Annotated in this window: 20 protein-coding genes; 9 read left to right on the forward strand and 11 right to left on the reverse strand. The window is 58.8% G+C overall.

Going from position 1 to position 20,747, the window contains the following annotated elements:
• Positions 1-7: 7 nt before the first annotated feature.
• The 7 genes from KUV52_RS11585 to KUV52_RS11615 all read left to right on the forward strand — a co-directional run bounded on the left by KUV52_RS11585 (position 8) and on the right by KUV52_RS11615 (position 7,431).
• On the forward strand, positions 8-703 hold the full coding sequence (locus KUV52_RS11585) for an HAD family hydrolase (RefSeq protein WP_222526092.1): 696 nt from the start codon (positions 8-10) through the stop codon (positions 701-703).
• An 82-nt stretch (positions 704-785) separates the two neighbouring features.
• Positions 786-2,261, forward strand: a complete 1,476-nt coding sequence (locus KUV52_RS11590) for an FAD-dependent oxidoreductase (protein ID WP_222526093.1) — start codon at positions 786-788, stop codon at positions 2,259-2,261.
• Between the two features lie 236 nt (positions 2,262-2,497).
• Positions 2,498-3,034, forward strand: a complete 537-nt coding sequence (locus KUV52_RS11595; protein ID WP_222526094.1) for a GNAT family N-acetyltransferase — start codon at positions 2,498-2,500, stop codon at positions 3,032-3,034.
• A 223-nt stretch (positions 3,035-3,257) separates the two neighbouring features.
• On the forward strand, positions 3,258-4,316 hold the full coding sequence (gene rsgA, locus KUV52_RS11600) for a ribosome small subunit-dependent GTPase A (RefSeq protein WP_222526095.1): 1,059 nt from the start codon (positions 3,258-3,260) through the stop codon (positions 4,314-4,316).
• Between the two features lie 146 nt (positions 4,317-4,462).
• The gene (locus tag KUV52_RS11605; protein ID WP_222526096.1) at positions 4,463-5,341 is read left to right on the forward strand and encodes a hypothetical protein; all 879 of its coding nucleotides are present in this window, start codon (positions 4,463-4,465) and stop codon (positions 5,339-5,341) included.
• Between the two features lie 184 nt (positions 5,342-5,525).
• Positions 5,526-5,804 (forward strand): hypothetical protein, encoded by a 279-nt coding sequence (locus tag KUV52_RS11610; protein ID WP_222526097.1) that lies wholly within the window; start codon positions 5,526-5,528, stop codon positions 5,802-5,804.
• Between the two features lie 433 nt (positions 5,805-6,237).
• Complete coding sequence (locus tag KUV52_RS11615; protein ID WP_222526098.1) at positions 6,238-7,431, forward strand: alginate export family protein; 1,194 nt, start codon at positions 6,238-6,240, stop codon at positions 7,429-7,431.
• Between the two features lie 60 nt (positions 7,432-7,491).
• Here KUV52_RS11615 and KUV52_RS11620 read toward each other — a convergent pair whose 3' ends face one another.
• The 7 genes from KUV52_RS11620 to KUV52_RS11650 form a co-directional block, all read right to left on the reverse strand.
• Positions 7,492-7,875: a RidA family protein gene (locus tag KUV52_RS11620; protein WP_222526099.1), complete on the reverse strand. Its 384-nt coding sequence runs from the start codon at positions 7,873-7,875 to the stop codon at positions 7,492-7,494.
• Between the two features lie 53 nt (positions 7,876-7,928).
• Positions 7,929-9,251, reverse strand: coding sequence for a D-serine ammonia-lyase (gene dsdA, locus KUV52_RS11625; protein ID WP_222526100.1), 1,323 nt, complete (start codon positions 9,249-9,251; stop codon positions 7,929-7,931).
• Positions 9,252-9,287: 36 nt separating this feature from the next.
• Positions 9,288-10,748, reverse strand: a complete 1,461-nt coding sequence (gene cls, locus KUV52_RS11630; protein ID WP_222526101.1) for a cardiolipin synthase — start codon at positions 10,746-10,748, stop codon at positions 9,288-9,290.
• An 11-nt stretch (positions 10,749-10,759) separates the two neighbouring features.
• A complete protein-coding gene (locus KUV52_RS11635) occupies positions 10,760-11,641 on the reverse strand; it encodes an endonuclease/exonuclease/phosphatase family protein (RefSeq protein WP_222526102.1) in 882 nt (293 codons plus the stop codon).
• A gap of 36 nt (positions 11,642-11,677) precedes the next feature.
• On the reverse strand, positions 11,678-12,682 hold the full coding sequence (locus tag KUV52_RS11640) for a lyase (RefSeq protein ID WP_261389971.1): 1,005 nt from the start codon (positions 12,680-12,682) through the stop codon (positions 11,678-11,680).
• 128 nt (positions 12,683-12,810) lie between these two features.
• The gene (locus tag KUV52_RS11645) at positions 12,811-13,305 is read right to left on the reverse strand and encodes a hypothetical protein (protein WP_222526103.1); all 495 of its coding nucleotides are present in this window, start codon (positions 13,303-13,305) and stop codon (positions 12,811-12,813) included.
• 10 nt (positions 13,306-13,315) lie between these two features.
• The gene (locus KUV52_RS11650) at positions 13,316-14,122 is read right to left on the reverse strand and encodes a cytochrome C (protein ID WP_222526104.1); all 807 of its coding nucleotides are present in this window, start codon (positions 14,120-14,122) and stop codon (positions 13,316-13,318) included.
• A 450-nt stretch (positions 14,123-14,572) separates the two neighbouring features.
• Between KUV52_RS11650 and KUV52_RS11655 the strand changes: the two genes are divergently transcribed.
• Both KUV52_RS11655 and KUV52_RS11660 read left to right on the forward strand, forming a co-directional pair.
• Positions 14,573-15,334 carry a transcriptional regulator gene (locus KUV52_RS11655; protein WP_222526105.1) on the forward strand — a complete coding sequence of 254 codons (762 nt, stop codon included), beginning with the start codon at positions 14,573-14,575 and terminating at the stop codon, positions 15,332-15,334.
• Positions 15,327-15,842 (forward strand): hypothetical protein, encoded by a 516-nt coding sequence (locus KUV52_RS11660; protein WP_222526106.1) that lies wholly within the window; start codon positions 15,327-15,329, stop codon positions 15,840-15,842. The genes KUV52_RS11655 and KUV52_RS11660 overlap by 8 nt, the downstream gene beginning before the upstream one ends.
• A gap of 3 nt (positions 15,843-15,845) precedes the next feature.
• Here the strand turns inward: KUV52_RS11660 and KUV52_RS11665 are convergent, their stop codons facing one another.
• From KUV52_RS11665 to KUV52_RS11680, 4 genes are all read right to left on the reverse strand, one after another.
• A complete protein-coding gene (locus KUV52_RS11665) occupies positions 15,846-17,123 on the reverse strand; it encodes a metal-dependent hydrolase family protein (protein WP_222526107.1) in 1,278 nt (425 codons plus the stop codon).
• Positions 17,124-17,180: 57 nt separating this feature from the next.
• Positions 17,181-19,241, reverse strand: a complete 2,061-nt coding sequence (locus KUV52_RS11670; protein ID WP_222526108.1) for a M13 family metallopeptidase — start codon at positions 19,239-19,241, stop codon at positions 17,181-17,183.
• A 175-nt stretch (positions 19,242-19,416) separates the two neighbouring features.
• Positions 19,417-19,797, reverse strand: coding sequence for a hypothetical protein (locus KUV52_RS11675; RefSeq protein ID WP_222526109.1), 381 nt, complete (start codon positions 19,795-19,797; stop codon positions 19,417-19,419).
• Positions 19,798-19,900: 103 nt separating this feature from the next.
• On the reverse strand, positions 19,901-20,728 hold the full coding sequence (locus KUV52_RS11680) for a hypothetical protein (RefSeq protein ID WP_222526110.1): 828 nt from the start codon (positions 20,726-20,728) through the stop codon (positions 19,901-19,903).
• Positions 20,729-20,747 lie beyond the last annotated feature (19 nt).

Raw genomic sequence — 20,747 nt, forward strand, 5'->3', positions numbered from 1 at the left:
ACAATGAATGAAAGAGACGGTCAAGCTGATTGCTTTTGACGCCGACGACACCCTCTGGGTGAATGAGCCTTACTACCGGGGGGCCGAACAGGCCTACGTGGAGATTCTGAGCCGCTATGTGGATCACCATGACCTGGCTCAGCGCCTGTACCAGACTGAGATCAAGAACCTGAATCTGTTTGGCTACGGCGCCAAGGGCTACATGCTGTCGATGATCGAGACCGCGCTTGAGCTGACGCAGTATCAGATTGATGGCCGCGACATTGATCGCATCATTCAGCTCGGCAAAGAGGTGTTGAGCTACCCCATCGAGATCCTGCCTCAGGTGCGGGACACCCTGGAAAACCTGCAGAGCCGCTATCCGCTGATGGTGATCACCAAGGGCGACCTGCTGGACCAGGAGAGCAAGGTGGCCCGAAGTGGACTGGCGGATTATTTCGGCCGCATTGAAGTGGTCTCCGAAAAGGACACCGCCACTTATGGCCGGGTATTCAACCAGGTTGGCCGCGCACCAGGTGAAGTGTTGATGGTGGGCAACTCTCTGAAGTCCGACATTCTGCCGGTGCTTGAGATCGGTGGCCACGCCTGCCACGTCGACCCGGGGTATGAGGGTTGGGTGCATGAGCAGGTGACCGACGACAGCCTGGCCGAGCACCGCTTCCACAGCTTCGACAACATCAGCAAGGTATTGACCCTGCTGTAATCCCCCACAAAATTCGGGGATCCAAACCGGCCCGTATGGCGTATCATCGGGCACGGTGGTTCCCCTTATTCGCAGTAGTGCCATGACTTTTGATGCCCAGACCGAGTTGCAATCGGCTTCCTTAACCCAGGCGCAGCCCGCGTCCACTCATGCCGTCCGTCCCCGGGTGGGGATCATCGGTGGTGGTGTGGCGGGCAGCACCGTGGCGTTACGGCTGGCTCAGCAGGGGCAGTTGGATGTGGTGTTGATGGAGCAGGGGCCCAGTCTGGTGAACGGCCCACCGATGTGTCATCTGCACGCCGGCGGTAACCTGTACCGGGAGATCAGCGACGAGCAGTGTCTCAAGCTGCTGAAACAGTCCATCGATACCCTGAAGCTCTATCCCCATGTGGTCAATGTGCGTCCTACGGTGATTGCTGTGCCGACACGGGATGCGGGAGACCCGATGGCGCTGCTGCCACGACTGGAGAAGCTCAAAGCCGCCTACGCCGAACTGGTGGCCCGCGATCCGGACAATGCCCGGTTGGGGCCTCCTGCGCACTACTATCGCCTGTTTGATCGACAGCAGTTGGAGTCACTGCGGGACGCGCCCCTGCCCGAGGTGCCGCAGTCGCCTGAACAGTGGATGGTGCCACTGGCGAAATCCCTCGATTTTGACAGCGTGCAGTGGCCTCTGGTGATGGTTCAGGAGTATGGGCTCAGCCTGTTTCGGGTGGCGGCCAGTGCGGAACTCAGTCTGGCCCAGTTCCCGCAGGTGGAGGTGATGTGCCGCACACGCCTGTTGGACGCCAAACCCAGAGGGGCAGGGTGGGCGCTTCAGTTTGAGCAGGATGGCCAGTCACGGACCATTACTGTGGATTATCTGGTCAACGCCTGCGGCTACCGTACCGGTACACTGGATGACGTACTGGGCGAGCCCCGTCAGCGTCTGGTGGAGTTTAAAGCCGCTTACCTGGCCCATTGGCCGGAGGCGCAGGGGACCTGGCCGGAAGTGATCTTCCATGGAGCGCGGGGCACGCCGGAGGGGATGGCGCAGTTGACTCCTTACGGCAACGGCCTGTTCCAACTGCACGGCATGACCGAGTCGATCACCCTGTTTAAGTCCGGACTCGTGGCCAGTGACGGGCACAGTGCCCAGCCCCGTCTGGCACCGGAACTGGAAGCCAAGATCCAGCGCGGTTGGCCGGAAGCGGTGGTCGACACACGCAGCCGTGCGGCCATTGCGCATATGAGCCACTTCCTGCCGGAGTTTGCCAACGCCCAGCCCGGTGGCAAACCCCTGTTTGGTGCTCAGCAGATCCCCGGTACCGACCCCAGCTTGCGCGCTGCAGACGTCTCCTTTGGTCGTCAACGCTATGCCCGTACCGAGATTGTCAAAGCCTCTTCGGCCCTGACTGCGGCGAACGCCATCGTTGCGCAACTGTCGGAGCAGGGCTGGGTCGATGGGCAGGAGTTGTCATTGCCTGCCATTAATCGGGACGAGGTGGTGGCCCGTGCTGTTGAGTTGGCCGAAAGTCGGCACTACCCGAAACAACTGGCGCTACCCAGCGGCGGATAACGAGAGAAGGCAGCGTGAGCTGCCTTTTTTGTCAGTCTTAAACCACCACCTATGCCGGTGGAGAACGACCCCTAGACGCTCGATAGTCAGCACATTGGGCTCTGGACTGCGGCGATAAGGCGCTTGATGTCAGCGCATGACAGACCTTTCCTCCTTCTGGGCAATACTGCCATTGACCTGTCTACTACTTCACAGTTTATGATGCGCGCCATACTGGAGTGAGAGAGGGCTAACTTATGCAGATTTCACACTATCAAGCGGCGGATCCGGAGCGGATTCGAGGATTGTTTGCCCGTGCCTTTTCTGACGCAGAAGGGGAAGCGGAGGGGCAGTCGGTTGGTCAGCTGGCCTTCGAGTTGGTCGCCAATCAGGGTAACCACGACACCTTTGTGTTTGTTGCTGAGCAGGATGGCGAATTGGCTGGAGCCATTGTGTTTACCCGTCTGCTTCCGGCTAACGACGTGAGCGCGTTTCTGCTGTCACCGGTGGCGGTGCGCACCGATTACCAGGGCAAAGGGGTTGGACAGGCGCTGATCCGCTACGGCCTTGATGCCCTGAAGGCGGAAGGGGTCGAGGTGGCGGTGACCTACGGCGACCCGAACTTCTATGGCCGTGTGGGCTTTGAGCCGGTCAGTGAATCCGTGCTGCCTGCACCCCAGCCATTGAATTTTCCCCACGGCTGGCTGGCCCAGCCTCTGAATGCCGGGACATTGCCGTTGATGACCGGCCCGGTGCGCTGTGCTGCGCCGTTGGATAAGCCGGAGTATTGGTAAAGCCCGACGAGTGCGGTGACGGATGGAAGCGACCGTCGGCCAGGCGTAGACTGGGGAAGCGTCCCCAAAAAAGCGAGGAATGTTGATGATTGAGTTATCCCCTGACCGGGCTGCGGAGCGCGTTTGTCGCTGATTCCGCAGAAGCCCGGACTCGTAACGGCAGTGAGACTGTCGTCACCGTGCCAAAAAAGATGACGCGCTTCGGCGACGTCCGGGAAATACGATGAATACCAAACCGTTACCGTCCGCTCAGTTCACTCTGGCGCAACTGGGGTGGAAACCTTTTTATCAACAACAGCTGAGCCTGGAGCAGTGGGACTGCCGTCCCGCACGGGTGATGATGGTGCACCGCAACCGGGTGGTGCTGCTCAGCGAGCAGGGCTATCAGGACTTGTCACTGACCCACCTGATGCCCGCCTTTGCGGTGGGCGACTGGGTATTGCTCACCGAAGAGGGGGAGTTTGCCACACTCCTTGAACGTCAAAGTTTGTTTCGCCGCCGCGCAGCGGGGCCGGGCATTGATGAGCAGTTGATTGCCGCCAATATCGATACTTTGTTGGTGGTGAGCTCCTGCAACGACGACTTTAACCTCAACCGACTGGAGCGCTACCTGGCATTGGCTTATGAAGCCGAGGTAGAGCCGGTGGTGGTGTTGACCAAAGCGGATCTGCACCCCGATCCCGAAGGGCTGCTCCGACAGGTTCAGGCGCTGGACCCTCTGCTGATGGTGGTGGCGATCAACGCCCTTGATGCCGAGGCCGCCAATGCACTGGCCCCCTGGTGTAGTCAGGGCCGAACCGTTGCACTGATGGGCTCTTCCGGCGTCGGTAAGTCCACGCTGATCAACACGCTGCTGGGCGGTGAGGTACAGAGCACCGCTGGCATTCGTGAGGATGACAGTAAGGGAAGGCACACCACCACCGGGCGGTCTCTGCACCCCATGGTGCAGGGTGGCCTGTTGCTGGACACTCCTGGCATGAGGGAGCTGCAGTTGACGGACTGTGAGCAGGGGGTCAACGACGCCTTTGCTGAGATCACTGCATTCGCCGCTCAGTGCCGCTTTGGCGACTGCCAACACGAAAATGAACCGGGCTGTGCGGTCCGTAATGCCGTCGAGGAGGGGACGCTGTCGGAGCGTCGTCTGGCCAGCTATCGGAAGCTGATGCGAGAACAGGCCCATAACAGCGCGACTCTGGCGGAGAAGCGTTTTCGGGACAAAGCCTTCGGTAAGCACTGCCGTTTGGTGCAACACCAACAGCGTGCGTTAAAAGGCAACCGTTGATACTGCACCTTTAGAGGCCCCAATCGGGGCCTCTTTTTTGTGCGCCGTAACCATGGTTGGTCAGATGCCGCTCGCCCCCTGTCTGCGCCTTTGCTACTATGCCGCGCCCCAATTTCCGGGGCGTGCGAGCGTAACGATTTACGCCATTGATTCAAGAGGTTGGTGAGATGGTTTCCGTGGTCAGTATCAAGCGTACACAGGGGCTGGATGAGTATTGGCTGCAGGACAAAATTGCGGCGGATCCTGCCATTCTGGGCTTGGGTGATCTGTTTGTTCGCGATAAAGAGCGGATCCAAAGTTTTGGCCGGCTCGACCTGCTGCTGGAGGGGGACGATGTACGCTACTGCGTAGAGTGCATGTGCGGGCCACTGGACGCTGATCATCTGTTTCGCGCGGTCAGCTACTGGTTGCATGAAAAGGACCGCCATCCCCACTATCAGCACGTGGCGGTACTGGTCGCGGAAGAGGTGCAGGCATCCCGCTTTTATGGGGTGGTGAATCTACTGGGTCAGGTGATGCCGATTGTGGTGATCCAGGCGATCGCGCTGAGTGTTCCCGGCAGCAGTGAGGCCGCGCTGATCTTTAACAAGGCGATCGACACCCGCGAGCAGTTTGAGAGCGTTTCTGACGACAGTCAGGAGGGCACTTACAAGGCGCCAGACCGGGAGTACTGGGAGAGCAAAGCCGGCGACAGGATGGCGATCATTGATGATCTGATTGCCCTGATGGCGGAAGCGCAACCGGGGCAGATGGAGGTCAACTACAAGGCGTCCTATATCGGCCTGAAGGTGAATGGTCGCATTGATAACACCATTCTGCTCTACCTCTACGCCAAGGGGATCAAGTTCGAGATCCGAGGTCACGGCAGTGAGGATACGGAACTGGTGCAGGCCATTACGGATGCGGGTTTTGACCAGTTCTCCTTCAATGGCCGCTATCGGATTAAGGTGGACCGCATTCTGGACGACGAACATAAGCGTCCATTTTTGCTGGGATTGGCAAAGGCCGCCTACGGCACACCGTAGCGACAAAGTGGAACCAGAGGGGGAGCGTCGGTTGCCCTTTTTATTGGAGGTGCCCGGGAGAAAAGCCTGCCCACCTCCCGCACCGCACTTTATGACCGAATCGGCATTTCGGAGCAAGGGCGGTTTACCTTCCTGTAACAATGCACTTCAATAGCCCCAGTCAAACTTGACGTATGGGGTGGAGATGATAACGGCACTGATGCTGTTGGTCGCTTCGGAGCTGGTTCAGGCTACGGCCTGCCAGCCGCTGATTCTGAAGTGTGAGGAGATGGCCTATCGGGCCAAAGCCCAGTGTCTGAAAAACGAACAGGAGCCAGCTAAGGCCTGTGCCGATCGCCAACGCATTGTCTTTGACTACTGCATCTCTCGGGTCAAAGTCTCTCATCCCGAGGCGGCGCACTGTTTCCAGGGCCTGGCACGGCCCGATACGCCTTCGGCGCACCGCCCCAAATCCCATCCCTGATCTGTGGCATCCTCCTTCTCCGTCTCAGAACATTGGCTTCGGAGATGTCGGATCGGGAGACCCTGATTAGGCCGTTTTTCACCTACCACTTTAGATATATTTTTCTACCCATTTATGGGTAGTTCGACGGCGTTCGCCGATATTTCCCAGTTTTGTGGATTTGCGAATTGTGATCGGCGTCACTCGTCAGGCTAAATAATGCGAGATTAACTCCCCTGAATCTCCGTCAATCTGTGTGGGAACTCAAGGTTGCCACAAGGTTATCGACGCTGATCGAAAGTTGTTAACGGCATGCTACTCATCCAGCTTGCAACCGGTACACACTGCGGTCGTTGGTTCCGGAACTGACGTTCAAAACGGACTTCCGGACCGCCCAGCCTCGGCAGGAAATGCTGAGGGGGAAGAGAATAACTCCGGTTCAAAGGATGCGATGATGAAACGACTCAGCCTGATCAGCCTGGCGATGATGACCGCCTTTCCTGCCATGGCCAACGATACCCTGATCGATGCCCTGCAAGACGGCAAGGTTAACCTGGACATGCGTCTGCGCTACGAGAACGTCAGCCAGGATAACGCCCTTAAGGATGCCGATGGTTTGACCCTGCGTACCCGCCTGACCTACACCACTGGTGACCTTAACGGCTTCTCTGCTCTGGTTGAGTTTGAGGATTCACGTGTGGTGGCGGGCATGGATGATTACAACAACGCCATCGGCAAGAACCCGGACTACTCCGTGATTGCGGATCCGGAAACCACGGAACTGGATCAGGCGTTTCTGCAGTACCAGAACTACGGTGTGAAGGCCCGTCTGGGCCGTCAGGTGCTGACGTTCGACAACCATCGCTTTGTCGGCCATGTCGGCTGGCGCCAGGATCGTCAGACCTTTGATGCGGCCAGCATCGTCTACAACCCGGTCGAAGACCTGACCCTGAACTACGCCTACGTCACCAAGCGCAATCGCATCTTTGCGGAAGCGAAGGACGTGGACTCCAAAGACCACCTGCTCAACGGCAGCTATAAGCTTGGCATTGGCACTCTGAGCGGCTACGGCTACCTGCTGGAAGAGGACTCAGAGATCAGCAATGGCATCGATACTTACGGGGTACGCTTTGCCGGCAGTCACGCTCTGGATGCGCTGAAGCTGATCTACGCCGCAGAATACGCCACCCAGTCCTACAACAAAGCGGATGCGGACTTTGATGCGGATTACATGCTGGTGGAAGGGGGCGTGGGCTTTTCCGGTCTGACTGCCAAAGTGGGTTACGAAGTGCTGGGCTCTGACGATGGCCAGTACGGGTTCTCCACGCCGCTGGCAACGCTCCATAAGTTCAACGGTTGGGCGGATCAGTTCCTGAGCACGCCGAAAGAGGGTCTGGTTGACCTCTACGCCAGCGTGGGTGGCCCGTTGCTGGGCGGCAATTGGGCGGTGGTGTACCACACTTATGAAGCGGACCAGGCCAGCGCCACCGTGGATGATCTGGGTGACGAATGGAACGTCAGCTACGGTCGCAAGTTTATGAAGCACTACAACGCGGGCATCAAGTACGCCGCTTACAGCGCCGGGGATGTGGACGCGGGTAAAGTGGATACCGACAAGGTCTGGGTGTGGGCGGGTATCGCTTTCTGAGCGACAATCACGCAATAAAAAAAGGACGGCTTAGCCGTCCTTTTTTGCGTCAGCAACCGATCACTTGCGGTAAGCGATCGCTTCCACTTCAACCAGGGCATCCTTGGGCAGGCGGGCAGCCTGTACGCAGGAGCGGGCCGGAGCGGCTTCGGTACCGAATACTTCGGTGTATACCTCGTTAAAGGCAACGAAGTCGTTCATGTCGGCCAGGAAGCAGGTGGTTTTCACCACGGTATCGGTGCAGGCGCCAGCTTGTTCCAGTACGGCTTTCAGGTTTTCCAGAGACTGACGAGCCTGCTCTTTGATGCCGCCTTCAACCATAACCATGGTTTCAGGCACCAGCGGCAGCTGGCCGGAGGTGAACACCAGGCGGTCCAGGGCGATGCCCTGAGAGTAGGGGCCGATGGCTTCCGGAGCGTGGCTGGTGTGGATGACGTTTTTCATTCTCTACCTCAAGTGTGTATGCGACGAACTGGGGTTTCGTCGCGGGTCTGAATTCAAGCGTTGGCCTGGGCCAGGTATTTTGCCATCTCTTCGGCCGGAACCATACCTCCGCCGGTCGCCCACACCAGGTGGGTCGCGTTGGCCAGCGTGTCCGGGGACAGTGCCAATCGCTCGAGATAGCGCCGATCAGCGCAAACCCGGATGGGGCCGGGCATGCCTGCCAGGGCTGAGGGCTCCAGTTGGATCCCCTCGGTGCGGTCTAACAGCCCAAGAAGATCAATCATCTGTTGATCTTCCAGCGTCAGGTAACCGTCAATCAGCCGCTCCATGGCACGTCCTACAAAGCCGGAGGGTCGGCCCACGGCCAAACCATCGGCCGCGGTGAGATTATCAATACCCAGATCCTGAACTGCAATAGCGTCGTGCAATCCGGTGTGAACGCCCAGCACCATACAGGGTGAGTGGGTGGGCTCCGCGAACAGGCAGTGGACATGGTCGCCAAAGGCCAGCTTGAGGCCAAACGCCACGCCACCGGGGCCTCCTCCCACACCGCAGGGCAGGTAGACAAACAGAGGGTGCTTGGCATCAACCCGGATGCCCATCTGGTCAAACTGGGCTTTTACCCGTTCGCCAGCCACCGCGTATCCCAGGAACAGAGTGGAGGAGTTTTCATCGTCGATAAAGAAGCAGTGGGGATCGGACTCCGCCGCTTTGCGGCCCTCCTCCACGGCGACACCGTAGTCCTGGTCATACTCCACGACGTTGACACCGTGAGCGCGCAGTTTCGCCTTTTTCCACTCCCGGGCGTCAGCGGACATGTGCACCGTGACATCGAAGCCCAGTTTGGCGCTGATGATGCCGATGGACATGCCCAGATTGCCGGTGGAGCCTACGGCGATGCGCCGCTGTGAAAAGAGGGCGCGGCAGTTTTCATTGAACAGAATGCGGTAGTCGTCCTGATGGGTGATAAGACCCGCGTCCAGCGCCAGTGCCTCGGCGTGAGTGAGTACTTCGTAAATGCCGCCCCGGGCTTTGATGGAACCGGAGATGGGTAGATGACTGTCCTTTTTCAGCAGCAGTCGTCCGGGAATGGGCTGGCTGAACTGCTGTGCCAGAGCAGACTGCATCCTGGGAATGGCCACCAGTTCCGATTCGATCAGGCCGCCCGCCCCTGCGGTTTCCGGAAAAGCCTCGGCCAGATAGGGGGCGAAGCGGCGTAGGCGGGCGCTGGCGTCGGCCACGTCCTCCCGGGTCAGGCCCACATGGGGCAGGGCCTCGGTCAGTGAGGTTACTGCGGGGTTAAACCAGCAGATCGGTTCGAGGTCGATCAGTTGCTGGACCAGCGGATAGCGGCCAATAAGGTCGGAGCGATTCATTGAGGGGAAGCTCTTAGTACAACAGATAATCGGGAATTAAAGCAGCGGCGCAAACATATAGAAGAACTGCTCCGCCAGTTTGTGGCGCAGGGGACGCTCCCGCCACTCCTCCTGTTTCAGGGGGTAGGATTGGGAGAGGTAATCGTCGTGGACCGCCTTCAGGTGATCACACAGGGATTCATCGTCCACCGCCAGGGTGATTTCGCCGTTCAGCTTAAGGCTGCGGATGTCCATGTTTACGGTGCCGATAAGGCAGTGATCGTCGTCGATAAGCAGCGATTTGGTGTGCAACAGCCCGCCTTTAAAACGGTAGATGTTGACGCCGGAACGCAGCAACTCACTAAAGAAGGAGCGGCTGGCCCACTCCACCATCATGGAGTCATTCTTATCGGGCACAATCAGATTCACGGTGACGCCACTTTGGGCGGCGGTCTTCAGCGCTTCCATCAGATGCTCGCTGGGCACGAAGTAGGGGGAGCACAGAGTGAGGCTCTTGCGGGCGTGATAGATGGAGAGCAGCAGCACCTTCTGAATCACGTTGTCCGGCAGCCCGGGTCCGGAGGGGATCACCTGCAGGGCGTCTTCTCCGTGGGGCTCGTGGGCCAGAGTATCAAACTTGGGCACGGAGGGCAGATGGCGCTCACCGGTCTCAACCTCCCAATCCCAGGACTGAATTGCACGGAGAACGGGAACCGCCGGGCCGGTAAAGCGCACCAGAACGTCGACCCATTGGCCGACCCCCGCATCCTGCTTAAACACTCGGCTGTCTGCCAGGTTCATGGAGCCGGTATAGCCAATCTGATTGTCGATAACGACGATCTTGCGATGCTGGCGCAGGTCCAGGCGCCGGAAAAACATTCGAAGGGGGCTTACTGCCAGCGCTTCAATCACTTCGATGCCCGCTTTGGAGAGGGTGTCTGGCCAACCACTGTTAAAGAAGCTGCGGCTGCCTGCGGCGTCCAACAGCACCTGTACCTGCACACCGCGTGCTGCCGCACGAACCAGAGCGTCGGCCACCTCATCGGCGCGACCGCCGGGGCTCCAGATATAAAACTCCAGGGCGATGCTCTGGCGGGCGTCGTTGATGTCCTCGATCAGCCGGTCAAAGATGGTGTCCCCTTGATGGAGCAGTTCCATATGGTTGCCCACCAGCGAGGGGATGCCGGTGCGATTAAGGCACAGGCCGTGGATAGGGCGGGCATGGTGGCCCATCTGTGGGACCGAGCGGCGGTGTTGGTCCGCCAGTTCAGCAAACCACTGGGCGTAGGGCTCAAACATCGCTTCAGCGCGCGTGGCCCGCTTTTTGCCGATATTGAGTTCACCAAACAGGAGATAACAAACCACCCCGAACAGGGGGATGATGTAGATAAGCAGAAGCCAGGCGAGGGAGACGCCGAAGGGACGCCGTTTCAGGGCGATACGTAACGATACCCCGGCCACCAGCACCCAGTAGCCGGCCAGGGACAGCAGGGTTGCCGCCTGATAGAGGTTATCCATCTAAGGGGTTGTCACTCAACAGTTTGCAAGGAGTTGGTCTCTAGCTTACTGCCATTTTCCGCGTCCGCATAGCCTGCTCCCTGGTAGCGGAAGCCGACGACCATGGGTCGGTGGTCAGAACTGTCGGTGTTGTCGAATACCTGTGCGCTGCCGGGGATAACCGCCAGATCAACGCTGTGGAAGATGTGGTCCAGAGGACTGCCAAAAAACCGGGTGCGCTCATCGTTACTGAAGCTGACGGGCTGCAACCCTAAACGGACGGTGGCCTGCCCCAGCAGCGCCAGACGCGACGAGCTCCAGGTATTGAAGTCTCCCGACAGAATAATGGGGCCACGATGCTTGCTCAGTCGCCGCTCCAGCGCTTTGACTTGGGTAGAGAAGTCCCGGTTGCTGACAAAGTTGATGGCGTGAATGTTGGCCACCAGCAGCACCTTGCCAGAGGGCTCAAGCTGGTATTCGGTGAGCAGGGCGACTTTCGGCGTGTTGCTGATCGGCTCCGTCACGTCTGAAAGCAGAGATAACTGGTCCATTGGGCTGATGGTCGCCGCCGTCATTACGCCGGAGAGGGTGCGCTCGTTCAGCACCAGGTTGGGGGCAAACACGTAGCCGTGCTCGGCGGTCAACGGTGGCATCAGCACCGAGGGGAGGTTGGTCTCCTGCAGGGTCACCAACTGGGGACGATACTCGTTCATCAACCCGCCGAACTCGTGCTGCCACTGGGGGTTGTCCAACTGCTTGTAGATGTTCCAGTTCAGCAGGCGCAGATCGTCATCCGGTAGGGCCTGAGCGGTCGGTGCCGGAAGGTCGAGGGTAATGGCATGCTCTGGCGGCATGGGACAGCCTGACAGGCTGAGAGCCAGCAGCAGCGACGCCAGGATCGGGAAAAATCGCATCCGCCGATTGTACGCCTCTGAACAGAGATTGCCCAGTTATTGCCAGTGTGGCTTGCCCCGGGCGAGGAATCCGCTGTCCACCCCAAACCAGAATGCACCGGTTTTTTCGTCGTACATCATATGCCTGACGGTGCCTCCGCTGGGCACAACCGATTCGCTGACAAAACGTCTGGATTGGGTGTCAAAGCCGACGATGCGGTTGGGTTGCACCCCGGTTTGCGCTACCCAAACCACGCCTTCGCCATCCAGGGCGGTACCATAAGGCTGGCTTTGGGGACCAGCTGGCAGAGGGTAGTCGGTGAACTTTCCGGATTCCCGGTTGTAGTGGCCCAGTGTGCCGCCGCTGTAGTCGGCGTACCAGATGTCACCATCGGGGGTGATCTCCAGCCTGCGGGGGCGGGAGTGGGGGGAGGGCAGTGTGATTTCCATTATTGCCAGGGTGTCCGGCTGAACCAGAGCGAGTTTGTTGGTACCGAACAATACCGCGACGACCACGCCGTCGGGCGCGACCTTGATGCCGTAGGGGCGGGTGTCCGCCCCGGCGATGCGGGCCAGTTTGATCTCACCGGTTTCGGGATTGAGTCGGCCGATGGCATTACTTCTTTGCGCGGTAAACCAGATATGGCCATCGGGATGGAACACCAGAGTGTGGGGATCGGTGACGCCCTTCGGCATTGGGTGACGGGTCACTTTACCGGTTTTGGGGTTGAGGGCACCTATCAGGGCATTCTTGTTGCCGGCGTACCAGACGGTGCCGTCACCGGCGACGATAAGATTGTGCGGATGGGTACCTTCATCGATAGAGACTTTAGTGAAAGTCTCTGCCTGCGGATCGAAGCGCGCCAGATAGTTGCCGCTCTGGCCGCAAAACCACACCTCACCATCGGGGGCCACGTAGGGATCTCTGGGGCGTCCGCCCCACTCAACCGGCCATTCGGTGATGTTCAACATATTGGGCAGCGAGTTGGCCTTTGTTGGAGTGGCAAGCAGCATCAGTAGTGCCATCAGGCTGAATGGCAGGAGTGCGTTGCGGGCAGTCATGGCAATTCCTTGTGGGGCGGACTCTGGCCAAAGTGAAGTCGAGCCAGCCGGATTTGCCAAGTGGTGTCAGGGCATAAAAAAGCCGGAGTGCAGAGCACTCCGGCAAGCTTGCAGTGGACGAGGGTTTATCAGTCAGTCCATACCGGGTCAGTAGTGACCTGGGCGCCGTGGATGGCCATGACCGCGCGGAAATCTTCGATTTCGTTGCGCCAGTCCAAACCAGTGGCCAGTAACTCGTAGGTACCCGGTGCGGTCTCAGTCAGTACAGCATCGCAGTGGGCGGCAGGGTCAGTGCAGTCCATCGGCGCAGTCTGGTGCCAGCTCAGGCCGTACTTGGTAGAGGTGGGCCCGGCGGCGGGATACCCCATAAAGAGCACCTGGAACTGACTGGCTCCGGTGACCGGGAGCTGGCCGTCCCCCGTCAGGGTGAAGCTGACTGCGCCGCCAGGGCCGTCGAACTGGGTAATGGCCAGATCCAGAGTGGTGGTGTCAGCAATGCTGATGCTGTCCGGCTCTACTGGAGGTGGCGGAGTGTCGTTGCTGTCGCTGTCGCTGCCGCAGGCGGCAAGGCCCAGAGCAGCCAGCAGCAGAATTGCGCTGCGTGGGTTAATGATCCGTTTCATGGCTCGCTCCTTAGTGTCCGCCGTGGCAAACATCACACTCCATATTGGTCATGACGCTCGGGCCAAAGCTTTCGGCCTTGGTGTGACAAGTCTGGCAGCTGCCAACAGTGTCGGTGATGTCGTTGATGCCGCTCAGGTCTTCACCGTCCATCGCTTTGTTCAGAATTACAACGATCTGGTAGGCGATAGTAGCGGACAGTTCGGAGCAGCGTTCGCCTTTTTCTGCCGCGTTCTTACCGTTCTCACGTGCCCAGTTGGTGATGGAAGAGTGGCACAGTACGCTGCCTGCAACGGTGGGTTTGCCCACTGCGGCTTTCTTCTCTTCGGTGTTAGCGCCAATGGCGTTCAGGAACGCTTCGTCACGCAGCGGCAGGGCTTCCTGCTCGTAGTAGCGCAGTACGCGAGTCAGGTAGGGGTTGGCCGGCTCACCGTTGATGGAGAGCAGGTTAAACAGCATACCGGTAGCGTTGACGTTACCGCATACGGAGCCTTCGCCCAGGATGCCAGCGTAACCATAGTGCGCCATGGCAGTCGGGATTTGAGCAAACTTGGCGGCGTCTACAGAGCTGGACGCGGCCAGGCTGGCAACCAGACCATGGAACACCTGATACATACAGCCGTTACCAGCTTCATAGGCCGCTTTAGCGACGGCGTGCGGATCCAGTTTGGCGTAAGCGAGGCGCTCTTTCAGTTGAAGGCTCCAGCCTTCAGCAGTGGAAGTTGCCGCCAGTACAGGGTTGGCCATCAGTACGGAGCCCGCTGCCGCACCGGAAATGCCAATGATGTGAGTAAGGGCTTGTCGTCTGTCCATGGTCATAATGGTCACCTTTCATCGTTCTTGCTTGGGTAAATGGCGCTGCTTGGCGCTCGTATTGGCGCTGCTTGGCGCTTGAGTTCAGTGTTGGGCAGAGCGATTCGAGGTGACATGAAGGGGATCACAGTAATTGGCGGGTTGGAAATGGGGGAAAAGTGTGTGGCTGAGGATGGTGCCAAGACATTACCAACTGCTAATTTACCGAGTAATTAACCAACTATTTGCGACTATTTGTTCATTAGTGTCGAAATAATCGCAATTACTCAAAATTATTCGCCGTCATTACCGTCCGCGGGGTTTGATCCAGAGCAAATTTTGGTGCGAAAGCCCCTTTTTTTAGCGTGAGTTTATGGGGGTGCTTTACTGGAATGTGACCGGGTTTGGGGAAATTTTGGGACAAGATTTTACACTGTGGATCATCAACCATTACCCAACATAAAGGCGATGCCAGGGATGCGATTGGGGAGTGTACACTTCCATCGACAACAAGCGCTGTTAGAGCGCATAGAGGACGGCGAGCGGTGGCCTTTGCCCCGAGCCGAGTTTTTGGTGCTTACTCAGCTGGTGGATCACCCCGGCATTCCCCTCAGTAAGGAGCGCCTGCGCGGCGGCGGTGAGGCGGAGCCGGTGATGAGTGGCTCTGCGGTTGTCAAAGCGGTGTTTACCCTGCGCCATTTTATTGGTGATGAGGGAACGGCGCTGATTCAGACGGTACCGGGTAAAGGCTACCGGTTGGCGCTGGAGGCGGAAAAAGAGACCCCGCAGCCGGTCACCCGTACCCCCCTCAAACTGGGCCGTCCCAGTCAGCCGATGGCCTTCGGCCTGATCGCCGTGATGGCCGTGGTAGCTGGCCTGCTGTGGTGGTGGCCGATGCCTCCGGTTATTAAGCCGATCCTGCCCAAGCAGGATGTGTTGGAGATCGTCAGCGGTCAGAATCATTCCATTTCCATTATTCGCGTCAGTGCGGTCGATCTGAACCAGGACCTGCTCGACGAGATCCGACTTAAGCTGGCGTCCAAGCTTGAACGCTGTCCGCAAACTCCCTGGCAACGTCTGTTTCTCGCTCGGTCCAACGATGGGCAGGTGCTGAACCTGACCTTCCAGGGGGAGGAGGATGGGCGCACTCGCCTGCGTAACTTCAAGATCAGTGATTTCCGCTCTGAGCCGACCTTTGTGTCGCCTCAATGGCTGGAGGAGGTGAATCTCTGTGATTAAGCGGATTTTAGCGGGCTTGATGGCCCTGTGGCTGTTAACAGGCTGGTCCTGGCCAACCCAGACGGAAGCCACCAATCTGGTGCTCTCCTGTCGCAACGAACTGGTTGAGAATCGGCTGGTGGGAGAGAAGCAGGACCAGTTCTACATGATCGCGGACTTCATGCTGCAGGGCGACCGGGCCAGCATCAACTACCGCTACTTTATGCACGATGGCATCCCGGTGGGCACCATCAGCATGAGGGGTAAGGTACTGGATGCCAACCATGTGGAAGATGTCTATGCACTGAGCCTCAACGAAAGCCGGGTGCTGGTGGAGGATGAGTCCCAGCCGCTGCCGCAGCATATGGCTTACCTGCGTTCGTTCAGTCAGCGGAATCTGGCGGAGCAGGGGGTGCACAACCTCACCCTGCGACTGCTCCACCGAGACAGAGAAGCGGACTACGCCATCGTCTTTTTCCTGCCCAGCACCGCCATCTGCGGCTGCAGTCTGCTGGATAACGACGGCTAAGCCTCAGTCCGCTTTAACCACTTGACCATCCTTCATAACGAAGCGGACGTCGGTCATCAACTGGATGGCGGTTAAAGGATCCCCTTTGACCGCCACCAGATCCGCCAGTTTGCCCGGTTCAACCGATCCCAGTTGGTCGTCAATCCTGAGTAGGGTGGCGGCATTGATGGTGGCGGACTGAATCGCGGCCATCGGCGGCATGCCAGCTTCCACCATATAGATAAACTCCTGGCCATTTTCACCGTGAGGGAAGACTCCCGCATCGGTACCAAATGCGATCCTGACGCCTTCGGCATAGGCTTTGGCAAAGGTGGCCTGGATCTGCGGTCCCACCGCCTTGGCTTTCGGCCGAACGATGGCTGGGTACTGCTCGGCGTGCTCGGCCACGTATCGACCGGCACTGATGGTGGGCACATACCAGGTGCCGTTCTTCTTCATCAGACGGATCACTTCGTCGTTCATGTAGGTGCCGTGTTCTACGGAATCGACACCGGCCATCACCGCACGTTTCATGCCCTCAGCCCCGTGGGCGTGAACGGCTACCACGTAGTTGTAGTCCCGGGCGGCCGCCATGATCGCTTCCATCTCGTCCGCCATAAACTGGGGATTATCGCCACTTTTGGCCAGGCTCAGTACGCCGCCGGTCACCGTCAGTTTGATCACGTCTGCCCCGTCCTTGTAACGCTGGCGGATGGCATCGCGAGCCTGGTGAGGGCCGGAGATCACACCTTCTGCAGGGCCGGGTTTCCCTTTCAGGCTGGACAGCTCCTGGTTGAGGCCATTGGTGGGGTCGCCGTGTCCGCCGGTGGTGGCGATGGCGGTGCCAGCCGCATAGATGCGGGGACCCAGAATATGACCGGCGTTGATGGCATCACGCAGGCTTAGGGCCACGGTGCCCCCGAGGTTACGAACCGTGGTAAATCCGGCCATCAGGGTCGCTTCGGTGTAGTCTGTCGCCCGCAGCGCTCTGTCCGCCGGGTCGATAAAGAACGCTTCGCCGTAGCTGTCGCCGCTCAGCACCATGTCCACGTGGGTGTGCATGTCCATCAGCCCGGGCATCAGGGTGTGGTCGCTCAGGTCAATAAGCTGCTGCTCGTCGCTGGGGCTGCGGTAGCCGGAGAGGACCTCCAGGATGCGGTTGCCCTCGACCACAACGGTGACCTGTTGGCGGGGTTGGTCGCTGATACCGTCGATCAACTGGCCGGCGTGGATCAGGGTCTCGCCACTTTGGGCCGGGCTGCTGAGCAGGGTGGCCAGCAGCCAGAATGAATGAACTCTCATCTTTTGTTCCCTCAAAAAAACGCCCCCACGAGGGGGGCGTTATCCATCTTGTCTGGATTACCAGATCTTCACCCGATCTTCCGGTGCGATATACATCGCGTCGGTGGGCTGTACGTTGTAGGTCTCGTAGAACTCCGGCATGTTGGCCAGCGGGCCATTGGCGCGGAACTGAGACGGGGAGTGCGGGTCGGTCGCTACACGGTTACGCAGCGCCTGCTCCTTGTACTTGGCACGCCAGATCTGGGTAAAGCCGATAAAGAAACGCTCGTCGCCACTCAGACCATCAATGACCGGAGCGTCTTTGCCATCCAGAGCCATCTGATAGGCGCGGTAGGCGATGGTGGCGCCGGAAAGGTCGCCGATGTTCTCACCCAGAGTCAGTTTGCCGTTCACGTTCAGGTCTTCGAACACCTGATAGGCGGCGTACTGCTTAACCAGCTTGGAACCGCGCTCCTGAAACGCCTTGAGGTCATCTTCGGTCCACCAGTTCTTCAGGTTACCGTCGCCGTCGTAGCGGGAGCCCTGGTCATCGAAGCCGTGGCCCATTTCGTGACCGATGACCGCGCCGATCCCGCCGTAGTTCACGGCATCTTCCGCTTCCATGTTAAAGAAGGGCGGTTGCAGGATGGCGGCCGGGAACACGATCTCGTTCATGGTGGGGTTGTAGTAGGCGTTCACCGTCTGGGGAGTCATGTGCCACTCCCACTTCTGGATCGGGCCGCCCAGCTTGGCGATCTCCTGCTGGTGCTGCCACTGAGCGGCGCGCATGGAGTTGCCCACCAGATCATCGGCTTTCACTTCGAGGGTGGAGTAGTCCTGCCAGCGATCCGGGTAACCGATCTTCGGGGTAAAGGCGGCCAGTTTCTCTTTGGCTTTCACCTTGGTTTCCGGGCTCATCCATTCCAGATCATCGATGCTCTCGCCGTAGGCGCGACGCAGGTTTTCTACCAGTTCGCTCATACGTGCCTTGGCTTCGGGGGTGAAGTGACGCTTCACGTACACCTTGCCCACGACCTCGCCAAGATCACCGTTCACCTTGTCTACGCCGCGCTTCCAACGGGCTTTCTGCTCGGCCTGACCGTTCAGTTGGCGGGCGAAGAAGTCGAAGTTTTCGTTATCCAGGTCGGCGCTCAGCTGGCCCGCGAACGCGGTCAGGGTGTGCCAGGTCGCGTAGGTTTTCCACTCCTCCAGGGAGTGATCGTTAAACACCTCGCCAAACCCTTCGATGTAGCTGGGCTGGTTGATGATGATGTCAGCCTGATCGGCAACACCCATGGTCTCCAGGTAACGGGACCAGTTGAAGCCGTCGGTCAGCTTGGCCAGATCGGCAACCGCATACTTGTTGTAGCGCTTCTCGCTGTCGCGACTTTCAACGCGGGTCCAGTGGTGCTTGGCCAGGTCGGTCTCGATGGCCATCACGGTCTGGGCGCTGGCTTTCGGGTTGGGCAGGCCGGCGAGCTCAAACATCTTTTCGATGTGGGCTACGTAGCCATCACGGATCTTCTGGAAACGCTCGGCGTCGTTGAAGTAGTAGTCTCGGTCCGGCAGGGACAGGCCGTACTGCCAGATGTGGGTGGCGTAACGGCTGGAGTCTTTGGCGTCGACGCTGACGTAGAAGGCCAGCGGCGTGCCGCCGCCAATGGTCTGGCTGCGCGCGAAGTAGGCGGCCAGGTCATCTTTGCTCTTCAGCGCGGCGATGGTGTCGAATTCGCCTTTAAGCGGGGTAATGCCCAACTGCTCGATGGTGTCGGTGTCCATCATGGAGCGGTAGAGGTCAGCCACTTTCTGCTCGTCACTGCCCGCTTTCAACCCTTCGGTGGCGGCCAGTTCTTCGATGATCGCCTTAACGTCGGCCTGGGCTTTTTCGCGCAGGTCGTAGAAGGCGCCAGTGGTGGTGCGATCAGACGGGATCTCGGCGGTTTTCAGCCAGGTGCCGTTAACGTAGCCGTAGAAGTCGTCCTGAGGGCGGATGCTGCTATCGAAGTTTTGCAGCTCGATGCCTGAGCCCAGCGCTTTCTGCACCGCTTCAGCGGTCGGGGTCTGAGCAGTTTCAGTTTGACTGCAGGCGGCAAGTACCAGTGCGGAGGCGCACAGGCCACCAATAATCAGCTTTTTCATCCACGTATCCTTATGGAGAGGAGGCAATTGTGACATTGGGATACTAACCAGCGATCCCAGAAGCGTCAAAGGATGGGAAAAAACAAGGTGTAAACGGATTTTTCACAGCTTGGTCAAGGAAGTAAAACGCCGGGAAAGAGTCCCGGCGTGAGATGAGTTGGGAGACCAGACTGCCTCAGGGCTTTTCAGATTTCTGCTGATGACACATCAACTTACCTGAAGGGTGCTCCATGCACTGGCCTGCCATTTCGTTGCCGCCCTGACCGGACAGGACACAGGCATCGCCAACGGATTTATCTTCACAGGCCACCATCAACTGCTGAGCCGCTTTGTCCCGCCCCTTTCCTTCCGGATGGCAGAACAGTGTGTCGTTGGCGCTTTGGCACACACCGGTAATCTCATCGCCACTTTGGCGACTGAACTGGCAGGCGTCCCCCTCGGCTTTGTCTTTGCATGGCACCACCATCTCTTTGGGCATTTCGTGGTGCGCGGCCAGTGCCGGGCCTGCCAGCAGCAGTGGAAGGATCATCAGGGCGAATCGCGTATGGATTTTCATGGTGAAGCTCCTTTTGGATGATGCTCTTATCCTAGTCGAGGGGGGCGGCGCCTGCGCAGCTCGTACATTGCTGCGGTATGGCGTTAGGGGCAGCCCGGAGGGCTCAGAATTCGTAGATCAGCATCACCGCGGGACCCCGGTAGTTGAACTTGACGTCCACATTGCTGAAGCGGCGCTCCTCATCCACCTTGACCCCGTAATCCTGCCAGGCAACAGCGAAAGCCAGCTTTTGGGTGAAGTAGTAGCTGGCCTGGAGACGGAGGTCGAGCAGGCGACCTTTGTAGTCATCAAAACTGACGCGCAGGTATTGGGCGTTGGCGAGCAAAAGAAGGCGATCGGCGGCTTGCCAGGCCAGTGTCAGACCGACGTTGGGCAGGGGAGCGGTGACTTTGCCAATGGCGTTGGTTTCTGTGATGGTGTTGACGCCATCATCGGAGACGATCTCCAACTGGCCACCGATGCGGGCGTCGATGTCCATCACATGAGCGCCCACTGTCCCCATCACGCCGTACTTGTCGCTCTGGAAAAAGCTGTAGCCGTAGGTGATTTGGTAGATGTCGATGTCCAGCTGGGAGTTGACGAAAGCACCGGAATTTACCCGGTAGGTCTCCCCCTCCCAGGTGAACTCATAGCTCTTTTCGCTGCGGACGGTTTCGGCGTTGCGGTGGAGGGTGATGTAGTTCAGCGCCAGCATATGGCGCTCATTGAACCGGTAGGTGAGTTCAAAGAAGGGGCTGAACTTGGACTCTTCCAGAGCGAGGTCGGACTCGAAGTCGATGCGGATGGGGTCACCCGCTCCGGTAATCACGGCCCCAAAGCTGGAGTCCACGTCGGCCCAGAATCCCCCGGCCTTGAGGGCAAAACCGGGGTCGTAGGGGCGGGCCTGTATCAGGCTACAAACACCCCACAACAGCAAAAGCAGAAATCGCATAGCGCCATAGTGAGTTAAC

This window comes from Ferrimonas balearica (assembly GCF_019802055.1).
Classification (GTDB): domain Bacteria; phylum Pseudomonadota; class Gammaproteobacteria; order Enterobacterales; family Shewanellaceae; genus Ferrimonas; species Ferrimonas balearica_A.